21 protein-coding genes and 3 tRNA genes are annotated in these 21,487 nt (G+C 67.0%); 16 read left to right on the plus strand and 8 right to left on the minus strand.

What is annotated here, in order from left to right; genetic code table 11:
• The first annotated feature begins 80 nt into the window (after positions 1 to 80).
• The 4 genes from moaA (at position 81) to BTH42_RS18155 (ending at position 3,548) form a co-directional block, all read left to right on the plus strand.
• On the plus strand, positions 81 to 1,187 hold the full coding sequence (moaA, locus tag BTH42_RS18140; protein WP_075301881.1) for a GTP 3',8-cyclase MoaA: 1,107 nt from the start codon (positions 81 to 83) through the stop codon (positions 1,185 to 1,187).
• An 11-nt stretch (positions 1,188 to 1,198) separates the two neighbouring features.
• The gene (mobA, locus tag BTH42_RS18145) at positions 1,199 to 1,825 is read left to right on the plus strand and encodes a molybdenum cofactor guanylyltransferase MobA (protein ID WP_075301883.1); all 627 of its coding nucleotides are present in this window, start codon (positions 1,199 to 1,201) and stop codon (positions 1,823 to 1,825) included.
• Between the two features lie 61 nt (positions 1,826 to 1,886).
• On the plus strand, positions 1,887 to 3,194 hold the full coding sequence (gene glp / locus BTH42_RS18150) for a gephyrin-like molybdotransferase Glp (RefSeq protein WP_075301885.1): 1,308 nt from the start codon (positions 1,887 to 1,889) through the stop codon (positions 3,192 to 3,194).
• 78 nt (positions 3,195 to 3,272) lie between these two features.
• Complete coding sequence (locus BTH42_RS18155) at positions 3,273 to 3,548, plus strand: hypothetical protein (RefSeq protein ID WP_075301887.1); 276 nt, start codon at positions 3,273 to 3,275, stop codon at positions 3,546 to 3,548.
• 129 nt (positions 3,549 to 3,677) lie between these two features.
• Here the strand turns inward: BTH42_RS18155 and BTH42_RS18160 are convergent, their stop codons facing one another.
• From BTH42_RS18160 to pncB, 5 genes are all read right to left on the minus strand, one after another.
• Positions 3,678 to 5,147, minus strand: coding sequence for a DNA recombination protein RmuC (locus BTH42_RS18160; RefSeq protein ID WP_075301889.1), 1,470 nt, complete (start codon positions 5,145 to 5,147; stop codon positions 3,678 to 3,680).
• A complete protein-coding gene (locus tag BTH42_RS18165) occupies positions 5,144 to 6,133 on the minus strand; it encodes a D-glycerate dehydrogenase (protein WP_075301891.1) in 990 nt (329 codons plus the stop codon). The genes BTH42_RS18160 and BTH42_RS18165 overlap by 4 nt, the downstream gene beginning before the upstream one ends.
• Before the next feature lie 57 nt (positions 6,134 to 6,190).
• Positions 6,191 to 7,543 carry a sodium:proton antiporter gene (locus tag BTH42_RS18170; RefSeq protein ID WP_143752110.1) on the minus strand — a complete coding sequence of 451 codons (1,353 nt, stop codon included), beginning with the start codon at positions 7,541 to 7,543 and terminating at the stop codon, positions 6,191 to 6,193.
• A 202-nt stretch (positions 7,544 to 7,745) separates the two neighbouring features.
• The gene (locus tag BTH42_RS18175) at positions 7,746 to 8,408 is read right to left on the minus strand and encodes a lactate utilization protein C (RefSeq protein ID WP_075301895.1); all 663 of its coding nucleotides are present in this window, start codon (positions 8,406 to 8,408) and stop codon (positions 7,746 to 7,748) included.
• A 118-nt stretch (positions 8,409 to 8,526) separates the two neighbouring features.
• Positions 8,527 to 9,723: a nicotinate phosphoribosyltransferase gene (pncB, locus tag BTH42_RS18180; RefSeq protein WP_075301897.1), complete on the minus strand. Its 1,197-nt coding sequence runs from the start codon at positions 9,721 to 9,723 to the stop codon at positions 8,527 to 8,529.
• 283 nt (positions 9,724 to 10,006) lie between these two features.
• Between pncB and fdxA the strand changes: the two genes are divergently transcribed.
• The 9 genes from fdxA (at position 10,007) to BTH42_RS18230 (ending at position 14,639) form a co-directional block, all read left to right on the plus strand.
• Complete coding sequence (fdxA, locus tag BTH42_RS18190) at positions 10,007 to 10,330, plus strand: ferredoxin FdxA (protein ID WP_020069367.1); 324 nt, start codon at positions 10,007 to 10,009, stop codon at positions 10,328 to 10,330.
• Between the two features lie 142 nt (positions 10,331 to 10,472).
• Positions 10,473 to 10,548 (plus strand) — tRNA-Asn (locus tag BTH42_RS18195).
• A 62-nt stretch (positions 10,549 to 10,610) separates the two neighbouring features.
• A tRNA-Asn gene (locus tag BTH42_RS18200) sits at positions 10,611 to 10,686 on the plus strand.
• A gap of 62 nt (positions 10,687 to 10,748) precedes the next feature.
• A tRNA-Asn gene (locus BTH42_RS18205) sits at positions 10,749 to 10,824 on the plus strand.
• A gap of 207 nt (positions 10,825 to 11,031) precedes the next feature.
• Positions 11,032 to 11,508: a CreA family protein gene (locus BTH42_RS18210; protein WP_075301899.1), complete on the plus strand. Its 477-nt coding sequence runs from the start codon at positions 11,032 to 11,034 to the stop codon at positions 11,506 to 11,508.
• An 83-nt stretch (positions 11,509 to 11,591) separates the two neighbouring features.
• Complete coding sequence (locus BTH42_RS18215; protein WP_075301901.1) at positions 11,592 to 12,434, plus strand: AraC family transcriptional regulator; 843 nt, start codon at positions 11,592 to 11,594, stop codon at positions 12,432 to 12,434.
• Between the two features lie 105 nt (positions 12,435 to 12,539).
• A complete protein-coding gene (locus BTH42_RS18220) occupies positions 12,540 to 13,301 on the plus strand; it encodes an AzlC family ABC transporter permease (RefSeq protein WP_075301903.1) in 762 nt (253 codons plus the stop codon).
• The gene (locus BTH42_RS18225) at positions 13,298 to 13,621 is read left to right on the plus strand and encodes an AzlD domain-containing protein (RefSeq protein ID WP_075301905.1); all 324 of its coding nucleotides are present in this window, start codon (positions 13,298 to 13,300) and stop codon (positions 13,619 to 13,621) included. The genes BTH42_RS18220 and BTH42_RS18225 overlap by 4 nt, the downstream gene beginning before the upstream one ends.
• 238 nt (positions 13,622 to 13,859) lie before the next feature.
• Positions 13,860 to 14,639 (plus strand): DUF4088 family protein, encoded by a 780-nt coding sequence (locus tag BTH42_RS18230; RefSeq protein ID WP_075301907.1) that lies wholly within the window; start codon positions 13,860 to 13,862, stop codon positions 14,637 to 14,639.
• Between the two features lie 21 nt (positions 14,640 to 14,660).
• On the opposite strand, the gene BTH42_RS18235 is transcribed toward BTH42_RS18230, so the two are convergent.
• From BTH42_RS18235 to BTH42_RS18245, 3 genes are all read right to left on the minus strand, one after another.
• Positions 14,661 to 16,808 carry an ATP-dependent helicase gene (locus BTH42_RS18235; RefSeq protein ID WP_075301909.1) on the minus strand — a complete coding sequence of 716 codons (2,148 nt, stop codon included), beginning with the start codon at positions 16,806 to 16,808 and terminating at the stop codon, positions 14,661 to 14,663.
• Positions 16,809 to 16,980: 172 nt separating this feature from the next.
• Positions 16,981 to 17,244 carry a hypothetical protein gene (locus BTH42_RS18240; RefSeq protein WP_075301911.1) on the minus strand — a complete coding sequence of 88 codons (264 nt, stop codon included), beginning with the start codon at positions 17,242 to 17,244 and terminating at the stop codon, positions 16,981 to 16,983.
• A 90-nt stretch (positions 17,245 to 17,334) separates the two neighbouring features.
• Positions 17,335 to 17,874: a hypothetical protein gene (locus tag BTH42_RS18245; RefSeq protein ID WP_075301913.1), complete on the minus strand. Its 540-nt coding sequence runs from the start codon at positions 17,872 to 17,874 to the stop codon at positions 17,335 to 17,337.
• Positions 17,875 to 18,200: 326 nt separating this feature from the next.
• Between BTH42_RS18245 and BTH42_RS18250 the strand changes: the two genes are divergently transcribed.
• From BTH42_RS18250 to BTH42_RS18260, 3 genes are all read left to right on the plus strand, one after another.
• Positions 18,201 to 18,419 (plus strand): RNA-binding S4 domain-containing protein, encoded by a 219-nt coding sequence (locus BTH42_RS18250; protein ID WP_075301915.1) that lies wholly within the window; start codon positions 18,201 to 18,203, stop codon positions 18,417 to 18,419.
• Between the two features lie 346 nt (positions 18,420 to 18,765).
• On the plus strand, positions 18,766 to 20,178 hold the full coding sequence (locus BTH42_RS18255; RefSeq protein ID WP_075301917.1) for an MATE family efflux transporter: 1,413 nt from the start codon (positions 18,766 to 18,768) through the stop codon (positions 20,176 to 20,178).
• A gap of 176 nt (positions 20,179 to 20,354) precedes the next feature.
• On the plus strand, positions 20,355 to 21,314 hold the full coding sequence (locus BTH42_RS18260) for a bile acid:sodium symporter family protein (protein ID WP_075301919.1): 960 nt from the start codon (positions 20,355 to 20,357) through the stop codon (positions 21,312 to 21,314).
• Positions 21,315 to 21,487: the final 173 nt, after the last annotated feature.

The raw sequence follows: 21,487 nt of genomic DNA on the forward strand, positions 1-21,487 counted from the left end.
CCCAGCCACCACGGGCATTTCCGATAAAATGAGATATCCGCGGTTCGTTCCAGCAAAGCAGACATCCGACGAAGCACCCCATGTCCCGACGCATCATCCCCGTTGCCGATCTCAGCGCGGCGCCGGTCGTCACCGGTCCGGCGCAAACGCCTAGCGGCGTGCTGCACGACACGCTCGCGCGCGAGCTGCGCGATCTGCGCATCTCGGTGACGGACCGCTGCAACTTCCGCTGCGTCTACTGCATGCCGCGCGCGGTGTTCGACAAGGACTACGCGTTCCTGCCGCACAGCGCGCTCTTGAGCTTCGAGGAGATCGAACGGCTCGCGAAGCTGTTCGTCGCGCATGGCGTCGAGAAGATTCGCCTGACCGGCGGCGAGCCACTGCTGCGCAAGAACCTCGAATTCCTGATCGAACGTCTGGCGAGCCTCACCACGCCGGCGGGCCGTCCGCTCGATCTCACGCTGACCACCAACGGCTCGCTGCTCGCGCGCAAGGCGCGCAGCCTGAAGGACGCCGGCCTCAGCCGCGTGACGGTCAGCCTCGACGCGCTCGACGACACCCTGTTTCGCCGCATGAACGACGCCGACTTCGCGGTCGCCGACGTGCTCGACGGCATCGCCGCCGCGCACGCGGTCGGGCTCGCGCCGCTGAAGGTAAACATGGTCGTCAAGCACGGCACCAACGACGGCGAAATCGTGCCGATGGCGCGCCATTTCAAAGGCACCGGCGCGGTGCTGCGCTTTATCGAATACATGGACGTCGGCACGTCGAACGGCTGGAACATGACCGAAGTGCTGCCGTCGGCCGATGTCGTGTCGCGCATCGCCGAACACTTCCCGCTGGTGCCGCTCGAAGCGCACAGCGCCGCCGAGACCGCGCAGCGCTGGGGCTACGTCGACGGCTCGGGTGAAATCGGCGTGATCTCGAGCGTCACGCGCGCGTTTTGCGGCAGTTGCACGCGCGCGCGTCTGTCCACCGAAGGCAAGCTGTACCTGTGCCTGTTCGCCTCGACCGGGCACGATCTGCGCGCGTTGCTGCGCGGCGGCGCGAGCGATGCGGAAATCGCCACCGCGATCGCCGAAATCTGGCAGGGCCGCAGCGACCGCTATTCGCAGCTGCGCGGCAGCCAGCCGGCCGATACCGAGCCGGCGCGGCGTCGCGTCGAAATGTCCTACATCGGCGGCTGAGCGGCCGGCCCATGCAAGTCACCCGTGAACAGATCACCGGCCTCGTGCTCGCGGGCGGCCGCGGCACGCGCATGGGCGGCGTCGACAAGGGGCTGCAGCCGCTTCACGGCGAACCGCTCGCCGCGCACGTGCTGCGGCGTCTCGCGCCGCAAACCGGCGCGCTGCTGATCAGCGCGAATCGCCATTCCGACATCTATGCCGCGCTCGGCGCGCCGTATCGAGCGACGGTTGTCGCCGATACCCTCGCCGACTTCCCCGGCCCGCTCGCCGGTCTGCTGGCCGGCATGCGCGCGGCCGGCAGCGAATATCTGCTGAGCGCGCCCTGCGATTCCCCGTGGTTGCCCACGGACCTCGCCGTCCGGCTCGCGCAAGCGCTCGACGCGAACCACGCCGACATCGCCACCGTCACCACGCTCGACGCGCGCGGCAACGCGTCGCTGCACCCGGTGTTCGCGCTGCTGCGCACCGCGCTCGCGGACGACCTCGCCGCGTTTCTGGCCGCCGGCGAACGCAAGGTCCGTGCGTGGTACGCGCGCCACACGACGGTCGAAGTCGTCTTTAGCGACGAGCGACCGTTCTACAATGCCAACTCGTTACAAGAACTCGCCGACCTCGAACGTGCTCGAGGCCCCGGCTGACATCCGCTCCGTCCGCCCGGCATTCGCGGCGCCCCACTCCGGGCGCGACGCCCAGCCCTTCATGACCACGCTCAACGACTTTTCCCGCTGCGTCGCGCAGTACGATCCTCACGCGCTACCTGTTGCGGCCGCTCAGGCGATCGTTCGCCAATGGGCGACGCCGCTCGCGGCCGTCGAGCGGGTCGCATTACGCGATGCGCTCGACCGCGTGCTCGCCGCCGACATCGTGTCGCCGATCGACGTCCCCGCGCACGACAACTCGGCGATGGACGGCTACGCGTTCAACCGCGCGGCACTCGTGGCGAACGATACCGGACACATCGAGCTGAGCGTCGCCGGCAAGGCACTGGCCGGCCATCCGTTTGCGGGCCGCGTCGCGACGAACCAGTGCGTGCGCGTGATGACCGGCGCCTGCATGCCGGCCGACTGCGACACCGTGGTGCCGCAAGAACTGGTGGAGCGCGAGAGCGCCGCCGCGGCTTCGATCCGCTTCGGGGCCGATGCGGTCGCGCCGGGCGCGAACCGGCGCTGCGCCGGCGAAGATCTCGCGCGCGGCCATGTCGCGTTGCGCGCGGGGCGCATCGTGCGCGCGTCCGATCTGGGCCTGCTCGCGTCGCTCGGGATCGGCGAAGTCAGCGTGCGACGCCGATTGCGCGTCGCGTTCATTTCGACCGGCGACGAACTGCGCTCGCTCGGCGAGCCGCTCGACGCCGGCTCGGTCTACGACAGCAACCGCTACACGCTGTTTGCGATGCTGCGCCGCCTGAACCTCGACGTGCTCGACCTCGGCGTCGTGCGCGACGAGCCGGCCGTGCTCGAAGCGGCGCTGCGCAGCGCCGCGGCCGATGCCGACGTGGTGCTGACCTCGGGCGGCGTGTCGGTCGGCGAAGCCGATTTCACCAAGCAGCTGCTGCAGACCTTCGGCGACGTCGCGTTCTGGAGTCTCGCGATGCGCCCCGGCCGGCCGCTCGCGTTCGGCCGCCTGTGGTCCGGCTCGCAGCCGGGTCAGGGCAAACCTGCGCTATTCTTCGGCCTGCCCGGCAATCCGGTGGCGGTGATGGTGACCTTCTACCAGATCGTGCGCGAAGCGCTGCTGCTGATGGCCGGCGCGACGCCGCGGCCGCTGCCGGTGATCCACGCGGCGAGCCGCGTTGCGCTGAAAAAGCGCGCGGGCCGCACGGAATTCCAGCGCGGCATCGCCGAACAGGACGCGCATGGCCACTGGCACGTCACGCCGACCGGCTCGCAAAGCTCGGGCGTGCTGAGCTCGATGAGCGAAGCGAACTGCTTCATCGCGCTCGGCCACGACGAAGGCAACATCGACGCCGGAGAACGTGTGTCGATCATGCTGTTCGACGGCCTGATCTAGCGGACCACGCGCGAGGCCGGCACCGGATCGGCACGACGCGGCATTTCAACTACTACTAATACGACTCACGGGCTTTACATGAAAAAACAGATCTCGTTCATCGCTCCAGGACAGACGGCCAAGGCGCTGATCCTCGTGTATCTGACGTTCTCGGTGCCGATCGTGCTGCTCGGCGTGCTGGTCGCGTTCGTGCGCTACGGCTCGGTCGAGCTGAGCACGGTGTTCAGCGCGCTGCTGCTGAACGCGATTCTCGGTTTCGTGCTGCTGTGGATTGCGTGTCACGCGTACAACTGGGTCGCCTCGCGCTTCGGCGGCATCGAAATCCACCTGACCGACGCGCCGGAAGAAGCGTAACGCCAGCGACGATCCGCGCCGCCGCACAACGTCCGCGCAACGTCCGCGCATCGCGGCGCGCTCGTCGCGGGGCCGCGGTGCGTGGTTTGGCAGGCCCGCCCCACGTAACCCGCTCCCACGCTTCACCGCTTACTGCTCGTCCGGCCCCAGCTCCGGCTCCAGCCCGGATAGCGCATCGCCGAGCAACCCGCTCGCCGCCTCTCCCGGCAACGCCTCGACATCACGCAGCTTGCGGTTCATCACGCGAGTGCGCGTTTCCGCGGCCTCGATCGACCGCGTGACCGTTTCGAGCTGCGCCTTGGTTTTAGCCAGCACGTCGCCGAATTTGCCGAACTCCGTCTTCACCGCGCCGAGCACCTGCCACACCTCGCTCGAGCGCTGTTCGATCGCGAGCGTGCGAAAACCCATCTGCAAACTGTTGAGCAGCGCGGTCAGCGTGGTCGGCCCCGCGATCGTCACCCGATAGTCGCGCTGCAGCAGGTCCGTGAGCCCCGGCCGGCGCAGCACCTCCGCATACAGGCCTTCGGTCGGCAGGAACAGCAGCGCGAAGTCGGTGGTATGAGGCGGCGCCACGTACTTTTCGGCGATCGTGCGGGCCTCCGCGCGAATCCGCGCTTCGAGCGCGCGCGACGCATCCTCCACCGCCACCGGATCGGCCCTCTCCTGCGCTTCGATCAGCCGCTCGTAGTCTTCGCGCGGGAATTTCGCGTCGATCGGCAGCCATACCGGCGTATTCGCGCCACCCGGTTCCGGACGCCCCGGCAGGCGGATCGCGAACTCGACGCGCTCCGTGCTCTTCGGCACCGTCGCGACGTTCTTCGCGTATTGGTCGGCGGTCAGCAACTGTTCGAGCAGCGCTTCGAGCTGCACTTCGCCCCACGTGCCGCGCGTCTTCACATTGGTCAGCACGCGCTTCAGATCGCCGACGCCGGCCGCCAGCGTCTGCATTTCGCCGAGCCCGCGATGCACCTGTTCGAGCCGGTCGGACACCAGCTTGAACGACTCGCCCAGACGCTGTTCGAGCGTCGCGTGCAGTTTTTCGTCGACGGTGCGGCGCATTTCCTCGAGCCGCGTCGCGTTGTTCGCCTCGATGTCCTTCAGGCGTTGCTCGATCGTCGCGCGCACTTCGGCGAAGCGCCGGTCGTTCGCCTCGGTCAACTGGCCCAGTTGCAGGCTCTGCGTGTCGCCGAACTGCTTGAGCGAGCGGGCCTGTTCGTCGCGCGCCTGTTGCGCCTGCACCTGCAGGCTGTGACGCACCGCGTCGAGCTGCTGCGCGAAGCCGTCGATCTTGCCGCCCTGCACCGTCGTCATGCTGCCGAACTGCGCGGCCAGCGTCTGCTGGAAATGCGCGAAGCCGCCGCTTTGCTCGGCGCGCGACGCGCGCGCGGTCTCGGCGATGTCGTTACGCAACTGCCGTTCGAGCCGTTCGTACGCGTGCACCTGGGTGTCGGTTACTACATCGAGACGCTGATTGAGCAGCTCGAACTGTTCGAACTGCTCGTCCTGCCCCGCGCGAGCGTGCGCGCGCAGCAGCAGCGCGAGCGCGATCACCAACGCGACCGCCAGCACCGCGACGGCCGCTACCAGAATCATCGTCATGTACGCGCCTTGCCGATCACATCGGGGTTGATCGGATTCGGCGGCTGACCGGCGCGCGGCCCCGCGCCGAGGCCGGCGATCAGATTGTCGGCGGCGAGATTCGCCATCGCGCGGCGAGTCGTTTCGGTCGCGCTCGCGATATGCGGCGTCAGCACGACGTTCGGCACGGTCAGCAGCGCCGGATTCAGCTTCGGCTCACCTTCGAACACGTCGAGACCGGCCGCGGCGATGCGCTTGTCGCGCAACGCTTCGGCGAGCGCCGCATCGTCGACGATGCCGCCGCGCGCGATATTGGTCAGCGTGGCGGTCGGCTTCATCAGCGCGAGTTCGGCCGCGCCGATCGTGTGATGGTTGTCCTTCGTGTACGGCAGGACCAGCACGACGTGATCGGCGCGCCGCAGCAGGTCCTCTTTCGATACGTACTCGGCATTCAGTTCGCTCTCGATCTGCGGCGCGACCCGCGAGCGGTTGTGATAGACGACCCGCATGTCGAAGCCCCGCGCACGCCGCGCGAGTGCCTGACCGATCCGGCCCATGCCGATCACACCGAGCGTCGAGCCGTACAGGTCGCCGCCGAGAAAGCCGTCGTAGCTCCACTTGTTCCAATGCCCGGCGCGCAGCCAGTGCTCGGATTCGGCGATGCGGCGCGCCGCCGCCATCATCAGCGCCCAGCCGAAATCGGCGGTCGATTCGTTGAGCACGTCCGGCGTATTGGTGCCGAGCACGTTCGCCGCGTTGAACGCGGCCATGTCGAAGTTGTTGTAGCCGACCGCCATGTTCGCCACCACCCGCAGGCGCGGCGCCGCGGCGAGCACGTCGGCGCCGATCATGTCGCCGGCGGTCAGCGCGCCGTCCTTGTCGGCAAGGCGGCGCTTCAGTTCGTCGGCGGGCAGCACGTCGCCGTCGTTCCAGTCGACCTCGAAATGCTGTTTGAGCCGCTCGATCACGTCGGGAAAGATTGAACGGGCAACGAGGATTTTCTGCATGGCAAGTCTCCGTATTGGCGGTATCGCGCGCCGGGCGGAGCCGCCCCGGCGGCGCGATCAGTGTCGAAAAAACAGCCAGCCGGTCAGCGCGAACAGCGGCAGGAGCACTGCGCCGGACCAGCCCAGATAAGCGAAAAAGCTCGGCATGCGCACGCCGCGCGACTGCGCGATCGACTTCACCATGAAGTTCGGCGCATTGCCGATATAGGTGTTCGCGCCCATGAACACCGCGCCGGCCGACATCGCGGCGAGCGTGGACGCGCCCGTGGTCATCAGGGTCTGCGCGTCGCCGCCGGCGAGGTTGAAGAACACGAGATAGGTCGGCGCGTTGTCCAGAAACGACGATAGCAACCCGGTCGCCCAGAAGTACATCAGGTCGCGCGGCTCGCCGCCCGGCTCGTGGACCAGCTCGACGAGACCGGCGAACGCGCCGTCCTTGCCCGCCTGCAGCATCGCGATGACCGGCACGATCGTCACGAAGATGCCGGCGAACAGCTTGGCGACCTCCTCGATCGGCGCCCAGTTGAAGTCGTTGCCCGCGCGAGCGGCGCGCGGGGTCGCCGCGAGCGAGACCAGCGTGACGCCGATCAACGCGAGATCGCGCACGACGTTCTGCAACTCGACGTGCGTGCCGAACAACTCGAGCGTGACCTGCGGGCGCCATAGGCCGCTCATCAAAACTAACGCGACCACCGCGGCGAGCAGCACGAAGTTGAGCTTGCCTTCGAGGCTGACGGCCGCGCCGCGCGGCGTCGCTTCAGTCGGACGCGAAAGCGCGTCCTCGCGGCGGTGAAAATAGTACGAATCGAGTGCGTAAAAGCCGGCGAGCAGCACGCCGCTGACGAACAGCATCGGCGCGGCGAGATGCGTAGTGGTCCAGAAGAAACTCACGCCTTCGAGAAAACCGAGGAACAACGGCGGGTCGCCGAGCGGCGACAACGAGCCGCCGACGTTCGCGACCAGAAAGATAAAAAACACCACCATATGCGTGACATGACGACGGTGCTGGTTCGCGCGCAAGAGCGGGCGGATCAGCAGCATCGCTGCGCCGGTCGTGCCCATCACGCTCGCGAGCGCGGTGCCGAGCGCAAGCAGCGCGGTATTGCGTGCCGGGGTGCCGCGCAGCTCGCCGCGCACGCAGATGCCGCCGGCGACCGTATAAAGCGCGGTCAGCAGAATGATGAACGGGATGTACTCGTCGAACATCGCGTGCACGAGCGCGGCGAACGCCTCGCCGGCGCCGAAGCTCGACGCGAACGGCAACAGAAAAGCGAGCGCCCACGCGGCCGCGATCTTGCCGAAATGGTGATGCCAGAAATGTGGCGCGACGAGCGGGAAGATTGCAATCGACAGCAGCATGCCCGCGAACGGCAGCCCCCACAGCGCAGACAGCAACGCGCCGTCGGGCATCGCGGCCCATGTCGGTTGCGACCACAGCGCCAGCAGCGTTGCCACGGCTAACGATTGGCTGATTCGCCCGACGTGTGTATTCACGCCGCCGCCGCGCTGCTGCGGGTCACCCGCCGTAATGCGTGTGACCGGTACACAGCCAGGCTCGCCCGCGTAATGACGACGCCGCCGCGCCAGCCGCCCGGACACCCCGCCCGGCCCCTCAGGCACCCTGCACGACGATCGCATGCACCCGGTAAGGACCGTGCGCGCCCAGCACGATGGTCTGCTCGATATCGCCGGTACGCGACGGTCCCGACACGAAGTTGACCGCGCGCGGCAGCTCGCCGCGCTCCTGGCGGATCAGCGCGAATGCGTCCTCATGACCGGCGACGATGCGCGACGCCGGCACGATCGCGATATGCGTTTCCGGCAGCAGTCCGGCCGACGCATAGGTCTCGGGTCCGGACAGCAACACCAGCGTGCCGGTCTCCGCGGTCGCGCAAAAGCAGCCGGTGAGACCGACCACGTCGTTGTCTTTGGGTTTGCGAAATTCGACGGTAAGGCCCGCGTCGGCCCATTGCAGATCGAGCAGCGTCTGCCACGCGATTGCCTGCAACGGCAGGCCGTGTTCGCTCAGATAGCGATGCGCGGCGGCCGGTACATCGGCGAGGGTTTGAACGGTGTCGACGGTGGTCGCCATCTTGCGCGCTTCGTCGATGAAGCGCGCGCACAGATCGGTGGGAAGCTCCGGGCGCGGACCGGCCGGATGGCGCGCGAGGTAGTCCGCCGCGGCGTCGCGCTCGGCGGCGCTCGGCTCGGGCTCGCGCCCTTGCGCGGCGCGGATGCGCGCCAGAATGTTGCGGCGGGCAATCGATGTGTCCATGGGCGAAATCCTCGTGTCGACGGCCGGGCGGCGATATGGCGAGGATTATACCGGCGGCCCAGGGCCCAAAACACCCTGGCCGGACCGCCTATTGCGCAGCAAGCGACGCGAGGCGCGCTTACTTCGCCGCTTCTTCTTCCGGCTGCGCGATGCCGAACACCTGGCGCAGATACGCGAGATACGCCTTGTCGTCGCACATGTTCTTGCCCGGCGAATCCGACAGCTTCGCGACCGGCTGACCGTTGCAGCGAACCATCTTGATCACGATCTGCAGCGGGTTGTAGCCGAGATCGTTGGTCAGATTCGTGCCGACCCCGAACGCGAGTTTGCAGCGGCCGCGGAAGCGCTCGTACAGCTGCAGCACCTTCGGGATATCGAGCGCGTCGGAGAACACCAGCACCTTGGTGCGCGGATCGCAGCGGTTCGCCTCGTAGTGCTCGAGCAGGCGCTCGCCCCAGTCGAACGGATCGCCGGAGTCGTGGCGCGCGCCGTCGAACAGCTTGCAGAAGTACATGTCGAAGTCGCGCAGAAACGCCTGCATCCCATACACGTCCGACAGCGCGATGCCGAGGTCGCCGCGATACTCCTTCGCCCACATCTCGAAGCCGAAGATCTGCGAGTCGCGCAGCCGCGGCCCGAGCGCCTGACACGCCTGCAGATACTCGTGCGCCATCGTGCCGAGCGGCGTGAGGTTGTGCTTCATCGCGTAGAACACGTTGCTGGTGCCAGCGAACTGTTCGCCCAGACCGTCTTTCAGCGTGAGGATCACTTCCTCGTGCCATTGCTTCGAGAAGCGCCGGCGCGTGCCGTAATCGGCGATCTTGCAGTCGCCGAATTCCGGCCGCGCGCCGAGCAGCTGGATCTTGTCGAGCAGGCGGCCGCGCCCTTCGCTGTAAGCGGGGGTCTGCTGGGTGTTGCGGAAATAGACTTCGTTGACGATCGCGAGCATCGGGATCTCGAACAGGATCGTGTGCAGCCACGGCCCCTTGATATCGATGTCGATTTCGCCGTTGCCCTTCGGCGACGGCGTGATCGAAATGTACTTCTCATTCAGATGGAACAGCGCGAGAAACTCGATGAAGTCGCCCTTGATGAAGCGCATGCGGCGCAGGTAGTCGAGTTCGTCGTCGGTGAAGCGCAGGTCACAGAGCTTGCGCACTTCGTCACGAATCTCGTTGATGTAGGGCACCAGATCGACGTTCGGCGTACGGCAGCGGAAACGATATTCCACATTCGCGGCGGGGAAGTGATGCAATACCACCTGCATCATCGTGAACTTGTACAGATCGGTATCGAGCAGCGAAGTAATAATCATGATGGTACGAACAGGACCGCCGGAAAACACAAGGGCTCACATCGCCCTTGCAACGGGCACGCGTATTGTTAGCCGCGCGCCGACCTGTGACGCATGTTACCCGAATGCGCCCGTATTCAGCGTGCCGCCGGGCACGTCAGCGCATGCCCGCAACACCCCATAAACTAATCACGAAAACGTATAAGAGCCGCTGTCCGATGCTTCATGCGGCTCTTGACGTTAAGTTACAATACCGCTTTTGGCGTCCGCGCCTTCCCTGATTCCGTATGCAGGAGCTGCCTGAATGACTCACGTTGTGACCGAAAGCTGCATCAAGTGCCGCTATACCGACTGTGTCGATGTGTGCCCGGTGGACTGCTTTCGCGAAGGTCCCAACTTCCTCGCGATCGACCCCGATGAATGCATCGACTGCGCCGTGTGCGTGGCCGAGTGCCCGGTGAATGCCATCTATGCCGAAGAAGACGTGCCGGGCGACCAGCAGAACTTCATCGAGCTGAACGCCGACCTGGCGAAGAACTGGCCGAGCATCACGAAGACCAAGGCGCCGCTGCCGGAAGCCGACGAATTCAAGGACGTGAAAGAGAAGCTCGCGCTGCTCGCCCGCTAAGCGATGCGCTACGAGTGCGCGGTTCGCCGGCGCACTCGCCTGTCGTCGCGCCGGACAGAAATTTGTTCGGATTTAGCGGAGAGGTATTGACAGCCGTTTAAGCTGCTTCTACAATTTCGCTTCTCTGCTGTTGTTGTTCTGTTCCTCGATAGCTCAGTCGGTAGAGCGCCGGACTGTTAATCCGTAGGTCCCTGGTTCGAGCCCAGGTCGAGGAGCCAAGAATTTCAAAAGCCCGTTAACCAAGACGGGTTTTTTTATGTAGATCAAGTTGTACTGCTGTTCCTCGATAGCTCAGTCGGTAGAGCGCCGGACTGTTAATCCGTAGGTCCCTGGTTCGAGCCCAGGTCGAGGAGCCAAGAATTTCAAAAGCCCGTTAACCAAGACGGGTTTTTTTATGTAGATCAAGTTGTACTGCTGTTCCTCGATAGCTCAGTCGGTAGAGCGCCGGACTGTTAATCCGTAGGTCCCTGGTTCGAGCCCAGGTCGAGGAGCCAAAATTTTGAAAGGCCCGCATCCGTGCGGGCCTTTTTGTTTTGCGCGGCGGTTTTGCGGCAGCGCGCCGGTGCGCTGCGCCGAACGTCGAACATGCCGGTTCGCATCGCGTTGCCCGTGCGCCGTTATACGATGGCAGCTTCGCGGCACACGCGCGACACGTTCGCAAAACGTCCCGCCGCCCCACTCAACGTTCACCCGGCACACCCATGAAATCCACTTCGCTACGCCTCGCGTTCGCCGCCGTCGGCGCCCTGCTGCTGTCGACCGCGCACGGCGAAGAAGTCGCCAGCGTCAACACGAATTTCCGCATCACCGGCTCGGACCGGGTGGTCGTCGAGGCCTATGACGATCCGCTCGTGCAAGGCGTCACCTGCTATGTGTCGCGCGCGCGGACCGGCGGCGTCAAAGGCACGCTCGGCATCGCCGAAGATCCGACCGAGTCGTCGATCGCGTGCCGCCAGGTCGGGCCGCTGCATTTCGCCGGCCCCGTCAAACAGAAGGACGACGTGTTCTCCGTCAGCATGTCGCTGATCTTCAAGTCGCTGCACGTGGTGCGCGTGGTCGACGCGAAGCGCAACACGCTCGTCTATCTGACCTACAGCGACCGGGTCGTCAGCGGCAGCGCGAAAAACAGCGTCAGTGCGGTGCCGATGCCGGCCGGCACGACGATTCCCGTCAAGTAACCCGGCCTGCGTCACGCGGTTCGCGGGCCACGCCGCCCGCCCCCGCGACGCGCTACACTGACCGGTCCAGCCGGACTTTCGTCATGACCGCCATTTCCCGTTTCCGCGATTCCGCCCGCTACTGGCGCACGCCGCTGCTGCCCGGCGCGGATCTGCTCACCGCCGAATATCACGACCACGAGTTCGCGCCGCATTGGCACGACGCGTACACGATTCCGGTGATCGTCGCGGGCGCGGAGGGCTACCGGTATCGCGGCGAGAACTACGTCGCCGAGGCGGGCGGCATCCCGATCATCCATCCGGGCGAACTGCACACGGGCTCGAAGGCGGTCGACGCGGGCTGGCGGTATCGCGTGATGTATGCGCCGGTCGATTTCATTCGCGAACTCGCCGACGAAATTGCCGGCAAGCCGCAAGCGTTGCCGTGGTTCGAGCCGGGCGTGATCCGCGACCCCGATCTGGCGACGCGCCTCGCGCATGCGCATCAGCTGCTCGAAGCCGGCGCCGACCCGCTCGCCGCCGAAGCCGCAATGCTCGATGCGCTGTCGACGCTGCTGGTCCGTTACGCGCAGACGCGCCCGGCGGACGCGCGGCTCGCCGCCGACGACCGCCGTATCGCATTGATGCAGGAGCGTCTGGCCGGCGATCTGATCGAGCCGGTCACGCTGGCCGAGGTCGCGCGCACCGCTGGTCTGTCGCCGTTTCACGCGGCGCGGCTGTTCACCCAGTCGACCGGTTTGCCGCCGCACGCGTGGCGCAATCAGGTGCGCTTGCAGCGCGCGCTCGCACCGCTGCGCGCGGGTGTTTCGGTGACAGACGTCGCCGCCGCCAGCGGCTTCACCGACCAGAGCCATTTCACCCGGCATTTCCGCCGCATGTTCGGCGTGCCGCCCGGACAATGGCAGGGCAATAACCGGGGTTCGTAAAGGGCGCTCGCCCACCGCGCCCTCCCATCGCTCCCTCCCGCCGCAAGAACGTACAAGCCCAATCGCCCCCGGCCCGCTAAGCTTGCGTCCATCAAGGAGGCAAGATTGAGCAATTCAACCCAAGCCCAGGCCACACGCCCGGGCCATCTCAAGGAATTCACCGCCGGCGCGCGCGACATCATCCCGATGATGGTCGGCGCGGCGCCGTTCGGCGTCATTTTCGGCACGCTGGTCGCGTCCGGCCCGCTGCATCTGTGGCACGGTCAGCTGATGTCGCTAATCGTGTTCGCCGGCTCCGCGCAATTCATCGCGCTCGGCCTGATCGCCGGACACGCGAGCTTCGCGGTGATCTGGGCGACCACCCTCGTCGTCAATCTGCGTCACGTGCTGTACAGCGCGACGCTCGCGCCGCACGTCGCGCATCTGCCGGCGCGCTGGCGCTGGGCGCTCGGCGCGCTGCTCACCGACGAAGTGTTCGCGGTCGCGTGGGAACACTACCGGCATCGCGAGCCGGGCACGGTCGGCCCGCACTACTTCTTCGGCGCCGGCGTCGCGATGTATCTGAACTGGCAGCTGTGGACCGTCGCCGGCCTGCTGTTCGGCGCGGCCTTCCCCGGCCTGCAATCGCTCGGGCTCGACTTCGCGATGGTCGCGACCTTCATCGCGATCGTCGTCCCGCAACTGGTCGCGCTGCGCTTTATCGCGGCGGCCGCGACCGCCGGCACGCTGGCATTTTTCTGGCAGGCGTGGCCGTACAAGCTCGGGCTGCTCGGCGCGGTGTTCGTCGGCGTCGCGGTCGGCGTGCTGCTGTCGGTGTCGCGGCTGAATCTGCGCGGCGCGCGCCGCACCGTGGAGGCCACGCGATGAACTACGTCGTTCTGATCGTCGGCATGGCCGCGATAACCTGGTTGATCCGCGCGGCCGTGTTCGTGCTCGGCGACCGGCTGGTGTTCCCGCCGCTCGTGCGCACCGCGCTCGGCTTCGTGCCGGTCACCGTGCTAACCGCGATCATCGTGCCGATGGCCGTATCGCCGCACGGCGCCGATGCCGAACTCACGTGGCGCAATCCGCAGCTGGTCGGCGCGCTGGCCGCCGTTGTGGTGAGCGCGGTGACGCGCCGGCCGCTGCTGACCATCGCGGTCGGCCTGATCGTGTTCTTCGGCTGGCAGTGGCTGGTGCTGAAGTAAGCGCCCAGCGCCGCGCGCCGCGGCGTTCCTCGCGGAACGCCGACACCCCCACCCTCAAGTTTCCCGTCCCTCCGCCGATATGCAGTCGAGGTCCGCTCATCGGGATTCGTCCCGCTGGTGACGCGGCAACAGGCTGGAACACACCGCGTCGGCAGCGGGCGTCGCGCCGCCCCGGTCCACAGACAGGGGCCGCCAATCGCGACGGCGCCGGGCGCGGCAGCATTAAACGGGATAACACATGGGTCAAATCACCCTCAAGCTCAAGGACGAGACCGTCGCGTCGTTGCGCAAGGATTTCGAGGCTTTTCTGCGGGTCTCGCTGAAGCTCGATCCGCAGTTCGCGACGCCGTCGTTTGAGGACTTCCTGCGCGCGAAGCTGCTCGACAACATGGTGCCGCTGACCGAGCACGCGGTGCAGCGGATGCTGCAAGGCGGCCAGTACGCGTGGGCCAAGCGCACGCTCGACAAGGAGTTTCCGGACGTCGTGTCGATCCTGATGCGTCAGGCGAGCGAATTCGGCTTCGGCTTCGCCGCGCGCTCGGAATGGACCCCCGAAGAACTCGCGAAACAGTGTCACGACTGGGCCGCGGCGATCGTCAAGGAAGCGGAAGGCGACGCGACGCTGGTCGATCCGCTCGCGTCGCAGATCAAGGGTTCGGTGCAGGACATCCAGGCGCTCGAGGAACTGATGCAGACCCCCGCGTGGCGGCTGGTCGAATCGCTGCGCCAGCGCGTCTACGAGGCGAAGGTCGCGTGCGAGACGAGCGTCGGCAGCACCGCGCGCGAAAAGCTCGGCGAACTGCGCGGGCTGCTGCGCCTCGGCATTTCGCACGGCACTTTCCAGAAGCAGGAAGCGCAACAGATCATGGAGTATTTGCGGCTGCTGAAGCCGGAGATCTTCGTCGAGGAACCCTACGACGTGTTCTCGCGGCTCGCCGCGTGGCTGCGCAATTTCTTCGTGCCGCCGCGCCCGGTCGCGCAGCCGCAGCAGCGGCAATCCTCGCAACAGGCACGGTGATAGCGGCGGCCCGTCACCGCCTCAGTCCCACATCTTCCTGAGCTTCGCGCCGATCTCGAGCTTCGCCCGCGCGGCGGCGGCCAGCCCGGTCGCGCTCGGCGCGCTCGCAACCGGCACGCGCGGCCACGCATACGCATCGAACAACGGCAGCAGCGGCGTCGAGATAAAGCGCGTACGCGACGCCCATACGTGCCGGTCGCCGAGATGGGTCTGGTTGTGCACGTAAAAACGCTGCGGCACGACGATATGCAGGTCCTCCTTCGCGCGCGTCATCGCCACATACAGCAGGCGGCGCTCTTCGTCGATTTCCTCGTCGCTGCCGGTGCCCAGATCTGACGGAATGCAGCCGTCGACGCCGTTTAACACGAATACGTTGCGCCACTCCTGCCCCTTCGCGGAGTGGATCGTCGACAGGATCAGGTAGTCCTCGTCGATCAGCGGCACGCCGGATTCGTCGCTGGTCGCGTCGGGCGGATCGAGCGTCAATTCGGTCAGGAAGCGCTCGCGCGACGCATAGGTGCCCGCGATGCTTTCCATCTGCAGCAGGTCCGCGTGCCGCACCACGGCGTCCTCATGATTGCGCTCCAGATGCGGCTCATACCAGCGCCGCACCATCTCGAACTCGGCGGGCCACGGGCTCTGCCGGCCGTACACGCTCGACATCAGCTTCACGAACGGATGCCAGTCCTCCTGCGCGCGCGCCGGCGCGGCGAACGCAGCCAGCACGCCGCCGGCGCTCGCGACCGGATCGGCCCCGCCCGCGCGCTCGACGATCTCGTCGAGCAGCTTCGCGGCGGTCGCCGGCCCGACGCCGGGCAGCAGCTGCACGACCCGGAAGCCGGCCACCCGGTCGCGCGGATTCTCGGCCCAGCGCAGCACCGCGAGCACGTCCTTCACGTGCACCGAATCGAGAAATTTCAGGCCGCCGAATTTGACGAACGGAATGTTGCGGCGGGTCAGCTCGACCTCGAGCGCGGCGCTGTGATGCGCGGCACGAAACAGCACCGCCTGCGCCTTCAGCTTCATCCCCTGCTCGCGCGCCTCCAGCACCTGTTCGACCACGTAGCGGGCCTGCGCGGCATCGTCGGCGACGGTGACGAGGCGCGGGCGCTGCGCGGACGCCTTGTCGGTCCACAGGTTCTTCGTGTAGCGCTCGCTCGCCTGTTCGATCACCGCGTTCGATGCCGCCAGAATCGGCTGGGTCGAGCGGTAGTTGCGCTCCAGCGTGACCTGGCGCGCGGGCGGATCGAACTGCGCAGGGAAATCGAGGATGTTGCGCACGGTCGCGCCGCGAAACGAGTAGATCGACTGCGCGTCGTCGCCGACCACGGTCAGGCCGCGGCCATCGGGCTTCAGCGCGAGCAGGATCGACGCCTGCAGCCGGTTGGTGTCCTGATACTCGTCGACCAGCACGTGATCGAAGCGCGCCGACAGATCGGCCGCAAGCGCGGGCTCGGCGGCCATATGCGACCAGTACAGCAGCAGATCGTCGTAATCGAGCACGCTCTGCTTCTGCTTCGCGTCGACGTACGCGGCGAACAGCCGGCGCAGATCGTCCTCCCACTCGCGACACCACGGGAACGCGCTATCGAGCACCTGGCCGAGCGACGCGCCGGTGTTGACGACCCGCGAGTAGATCGCGAAACAGGTGCTCCTGGCCGGGAAGCGCCGCTCTTTCGCGGACAACCCGAGCTCGTGGCGCACGAGGTTCATCAGGTCGGCGGAGTCTTCGCGGTCGTTGATCGTGAACGTCGGCGCGAGGCCGATCAGGTCCGCGTATTCGCGCAACAGGCGCGCGCCGACGCTATGGAAGGTGCCCGACCACGTGAGTCCCTGCGCGAGCGCCGCGCGTGCGGCAGGGCCGCCGGCGGTGGCCGTCGCGGCCGCGGTGATACGGGTCACGCGACGGATCATTTCGAGCGCCGCGCGGCGCGAAAAGGTCAGCAGCAGGATCCGCTGCGGATCGACGCCGTTCACCACCAGATTGGCGACGCGGTGCGCGAGCGTATTGGTCTTGCCGGAGCCGGCGCCCGCGATCACCAGCAGCGCGCCGGCCGGCGCGTGCGGCGTGTCGGCGCCGTGTTCGACGGCTTCGCGTTGCGCGTCGTTGAGCTTGGCGAGCCAGGCGGCGGTATCGAACGACGGGGCGGATTCGGCGACGGTGGACACGGATCGGTATGCGCGGGATTAATTCAGGATGTGGCGCACACTGTATATCCATACAACTCTCGCCGACAAGCGACCCTTTTTTCCGGGTTGATTTAGCGGCGAGAAAGCGACGCGATTGCTGCCGCAAAACCGGCGGCAGTCAACTTACGGCCGCCGGTTCGCCTCGCGCGCATTACTGCTTCTTCGCGTCCTTCAGATTGGCTTCGGCGTTTGCCTTGTCGGCATCGGCCTGTGCATCGGTCTTGGTCTTGTCGGCCTTGGCCTGCGCGACGGCGGCCTTCTTGTCGGCCTTCGACTGCTCCTTCACGGCCTTCTTGTCCGCGTGAGTGGCAGGCGCCGCGGCCGGCTCGGACGTCTGCGCAAACACCGCCGACGACAGACAGGTCGCGATCAACGCGGCATAAACACGATTCTTCGTGGATCGAGTGATCTTCATTTTGAAACCTCCCTGAAACAGTACCTGACGCCATCCGCGGCGCGCGAGCCCGGGGACCGGGACCTCACGCGCCGCCAACCTCCCGTCGACTTAATGCTTGACGTCCACACCATCGGCCTGCGCATTCGCCTGCCCTTGCATGTCCATCTTCATTTCGTTGTTGGCACTCTGCTTGTCCGCCTTCTGGTTCAGCTTCGCGCCGCGCACCTGCTCCTTGTACTGATCCTTCGCGGCCTTCTGCTGCGCCTTCATTTCGGTCTTCGACGCCTTCTTCGACGCGCGATACTCGGCGTTGGCCTTCGCATCGGCCTCACGCTTCTGCACCAGCGGGTCGGCCGAGCCCGACGCGGTCAGACGGGTCGGCGGCGGCGGCGGCTGGATGCCTTGCGCGGCGGGCGCCTGAAGCCCCGCTTGCGCGCCGGCCTGCATCCCCTGGGCGGCGGCCGGCGGCGTGCCCGGCATCCCCTGGCTGCCCGGAGCCGCCGCCGGCGCGGCGCTCACTGCGCCCTGCGTCTGCAGTTGCGCCTGGCCGCCGAGGCCTGCCGCAGGCTGCGCGGTCTGCGCGACGGCGGCGGTCGCGGCAAAAGCAGTCAGGGCGGTACCGATCAGGAGCGAACGAATCTGGGTCATGGCTTTATCCTCTCTAGAATTGTGCTGACACGGACGAACTGTCCGGCGTCGCGATGACGGGCTGTCCCGCGCGTCTCGTCCGGTCTACGCATCGCTGGATGGTTGCCGGGGGGCGATCCCGGAAATGCAGCGGGCTTTGCTTGCAGAACTGACTTTAGGAGTGAAATCGCGTCGAGGCGACCAGCGTTACGGAACGTTTCACTTTCCGACAGCTGCATAACATCTTCTTTCAATTGCTTGCGACAAGCTCGGAGCCCGTCACCCTGCGCGTCGCTTGCTTTATGATGCGAACCCCGACCGCGACCCTGCCCGAAGGTGCAAACCCCATGCCCAACCTCAATTTCACGCTGACCGGCGACTACGTCGAGCTGCACAACCTGCTGAAGATCACCGGCCTCGCGGACAGCGGCGGCTCCGCGAAGATGATGGTCGCGGACGGCGCGGTGACGGTCGACGGCCGCGTCGAGACGCGTAAAACCTGCAAGATTCGCGCGGGCCAGGTCGTGTTGCTAGGCGATACGCGGATCGCGGTACACGAGGGCTGAACGGCGCGCGGGCGGCGCGGGGGTGGCGCGTGGGCGGCGAGCCACGCGCACGCACCAGCAATGTGCGTTGTCCATCGACAGCGGCCGGGCGACACAATAAGCTGTCGGTTTCGACAGTCGAACGACGGATTACGCCAGCGGCGCGCAAAACCGGCGACCTGACCGGGCAGCGCGCCACCACGCCGCGAAGCATGCCGCGCCGCCTACGGCGCGAGCCGCGCCCGCCACGCTCGCCGGAGCACGCCGCACCGCAGCCAAAGCTACGCGAGCGCTAGCTCACCGCCCGGCGCCGCCTCCCCGCCGCATTCGTCCCGCGCTGTCGCCACTTTCCGCGCCCAGGCGTTTCATGACCCAATCTGGCTTTGCCCGGGTGGCCACCCGGCCGCCGACCCTTTCCCGCCACGCCGCCGATACCGCGCGGCTCGCCGGTCCGCTTGCGATCGCGCAGCTGTCGCAGATGGCGATGAGCGTCACCGACACGATCCTGCTCGGCTCGCTCGGCCCCGACGCACTCGCGGCCGGCGGCCTCGGCGCGAACCTGTTTTTCGTCGTCGTCACGCTGTTGCAGGGCGTGCTGACCTCGGTCAGCGTGACCGTCGCGCACGCGCGCGGTGCGCAGGACGACGGCCGCGTCCCGCATATCTACTGGACCGGCTTCGTGCTGTCGGTGCTGCTGTCGGTGCCGGCGTTCGCGCTGCTGTCGTTCGCGTCGCAGATCATGCTCGCGTTCGGCGAACCGGGCCTGCTCTCGCACAACGTCGGCAAATACGCTGAGGTGCTGCGCTGGGGCGCGCCCGCGAGCCTGATCGGGGTCGGCCTGATGCGCTCGTTCCTGCCGGCGATCGGCGCGGCGCGGCGGCTGCTGTGGGTGTCGATCGCGAGCGTCGGCGTGAACGGCTTCCTGAACTACGGGCTGATCCACGGCGCGTGGGGGCTGCCGCGGCTCGGCTTTCTCGGCTCGGCGGCGGCGACCACGATCACCGTGTGGCTGACCGCGCTGGTGCTGATGGCGCTGCTGCATCTGCGGCCGCGCTTCAAGCACTTCGTCGTCGCGACGCGGCCGAAGCTGCCGCTGATGGGCGAGCTGTTCGGCATCGGCTGGCCGGTCGCGATCACCTATGGCGTCGAGTCGACGCTGTTTCTCGCCACCGGTCTGATGGTCGGCCTGCTCGGCGAGTCGCAACTGGCCGCGCACCAGATCGCGCTGAACGTCGCGTCGGTCGCGTTCATGGTGCCGCTGTCGATCGGCCAGGCCGCCAACGTGCGGGTCGGCTACTGGGCCGGCGCCGGCCAGCCGCTCGCCGCGCGTCACGCGGGCTTCGTCGCGCTCGCGCTCGGGGTCGGCTTCATGACGCTGTCGGGGATCGTGCTGATCGCCGCGCCGCACTGGATCGTCGGGCTGTATCTGCATCTGGACGATCCGGCCAACGCGTCGACGGTCGCGCTCGCCAGTTCGCTGCTCGGCGTCGCGGCGATTTTCCAGATCGTCGACGGGATGCAGACGGTCGGTTCGGGCTGTCTGCGCGGACTGAAGGACGTGCGGGTGCCGATGATCGCCGCCGCGTTCGGCTACTGGGTGATCGGCTTTCCGACCGGCTATACGCTCGCGTTTCACTTCGGGCTCGGCGCGCGCGGCTTGTGGTGGGGTCTCGCGGCCGGCCTCGCGAGCGTCGCGGTGTTGATGACGCTGCGCTTTCACAAGCTGAGCCTGCGCCAGACACCGCCCGCGGCCGATGCGCCGCCGGCTCACTCCGCCTGAGCGGCAGGCAGGCACGCACGCACGTGGGCAGGTAAAGCCCTACTCCTGAAGCATTCCCTGCAAAAGGTAAAATCCCGCCTCGGCATGCGGGCGCCGATCCGCGCCCGGCAAAATGCCGCGTCGGGCCACCGTCATGCCTTTTTCTCGCAATAAAACATAACCAAGGACCACCCCCCATGCTTGCCCGCGTCACCCGCCTGTTCCCGCTCTGGGCCGTGCTCGTTTCAGTCGCCGCGTATTTCTCGCCGGCCTCGTTCTCCGGCATCGCGCCGCACGTCACCACGCTGCTGACGATCATCATGCTGGCGATGGGCGTCACGCTGTCCGCGTCCGACTTCCTGCGCGTGTTCACGCGCCCGGCGCCGGTGATCGCCGGCATCGTGCTGCACTACCTCGTGATGCCGCTCGCCGCGTGGGTGATCGCCAAGGCGCTGCGCATGCCGCCCGATCTGACCGCCGGCATGGTGCTGGTCGGCAGCGTCGCGAGCGGCACCGCGTCGAACGTGATGATCTATCTGGCGCGCGGCGACGTCGCGCTGTCGGTGACGATCAGCGCGCTGTCGACGCTGGTCGGCGTGTTCGCGACGCCGCTGCTCACGCGTCTGTATGTCGACGCGTCGATCGTCGTCGACGTGCACGGGATGCTGATGAGCATCCTGCAGATCGTCGCGCTGCCGATCGTGGTCGGCCTCGTCGTCAATCATCTGTTCGGCAAGCTGGTGCGCAAGATCGAACCGATCCTGCCGCTGGTGTCGATGGTCGCGATCATCCTGATCATCGGCGCGGTGGTCGGCGGCACGCAGAAGAGCATTGCGTCGGTCGGCCTCGTGGTGATGCTCGGGGTGGTGCTGCACAACGGCATCGGCCTGCTCGGCGGCTACTGGGGCGGGCGTCTGCTCGGCTTCGACGAAGCGATCTGCCGCACCCTCGCGATCGAAGTCGGGATGCAGAACTCCGGCCTCGCGGCGACCCTCGGCAAGCTGTACTTCACGCCGCTCGCGGCGCTGCCGGGCGCGCTGTTCTCGGTCTGGCACAACCTGTCGGGCTCGCTGCTGGCGGGCTTCTGGGCGGGTCGTCCGGCGAAGGGTTCGACGCACGCGGACGGCAAGCGTCTGTTCGGCGCGGAACGCGGCTGATCGAACTGGCCGACGGACAGGACTCGCGAAGGCGGCGCACCAGCGCGGCTCATGCAGGCGGCTCTCGAACACGCGTGACGAACGCGACCGCATCTGACGGCGCCTGTCGCACCCGGGTCCACGCCATGCCTCTCCGCAATATCCGTGGCCTCGGCTACGAACGCAGCAACGTT

This window comes from Burkholderia sp. SRS-W-2-2016 (genome assembly GCF_001931485.1).
GTDB lineage: Bacteria > Pseudomonadota > Gammaproteobacteria > Burkholderiales > Burkholderiaceae > Paraburkholderia.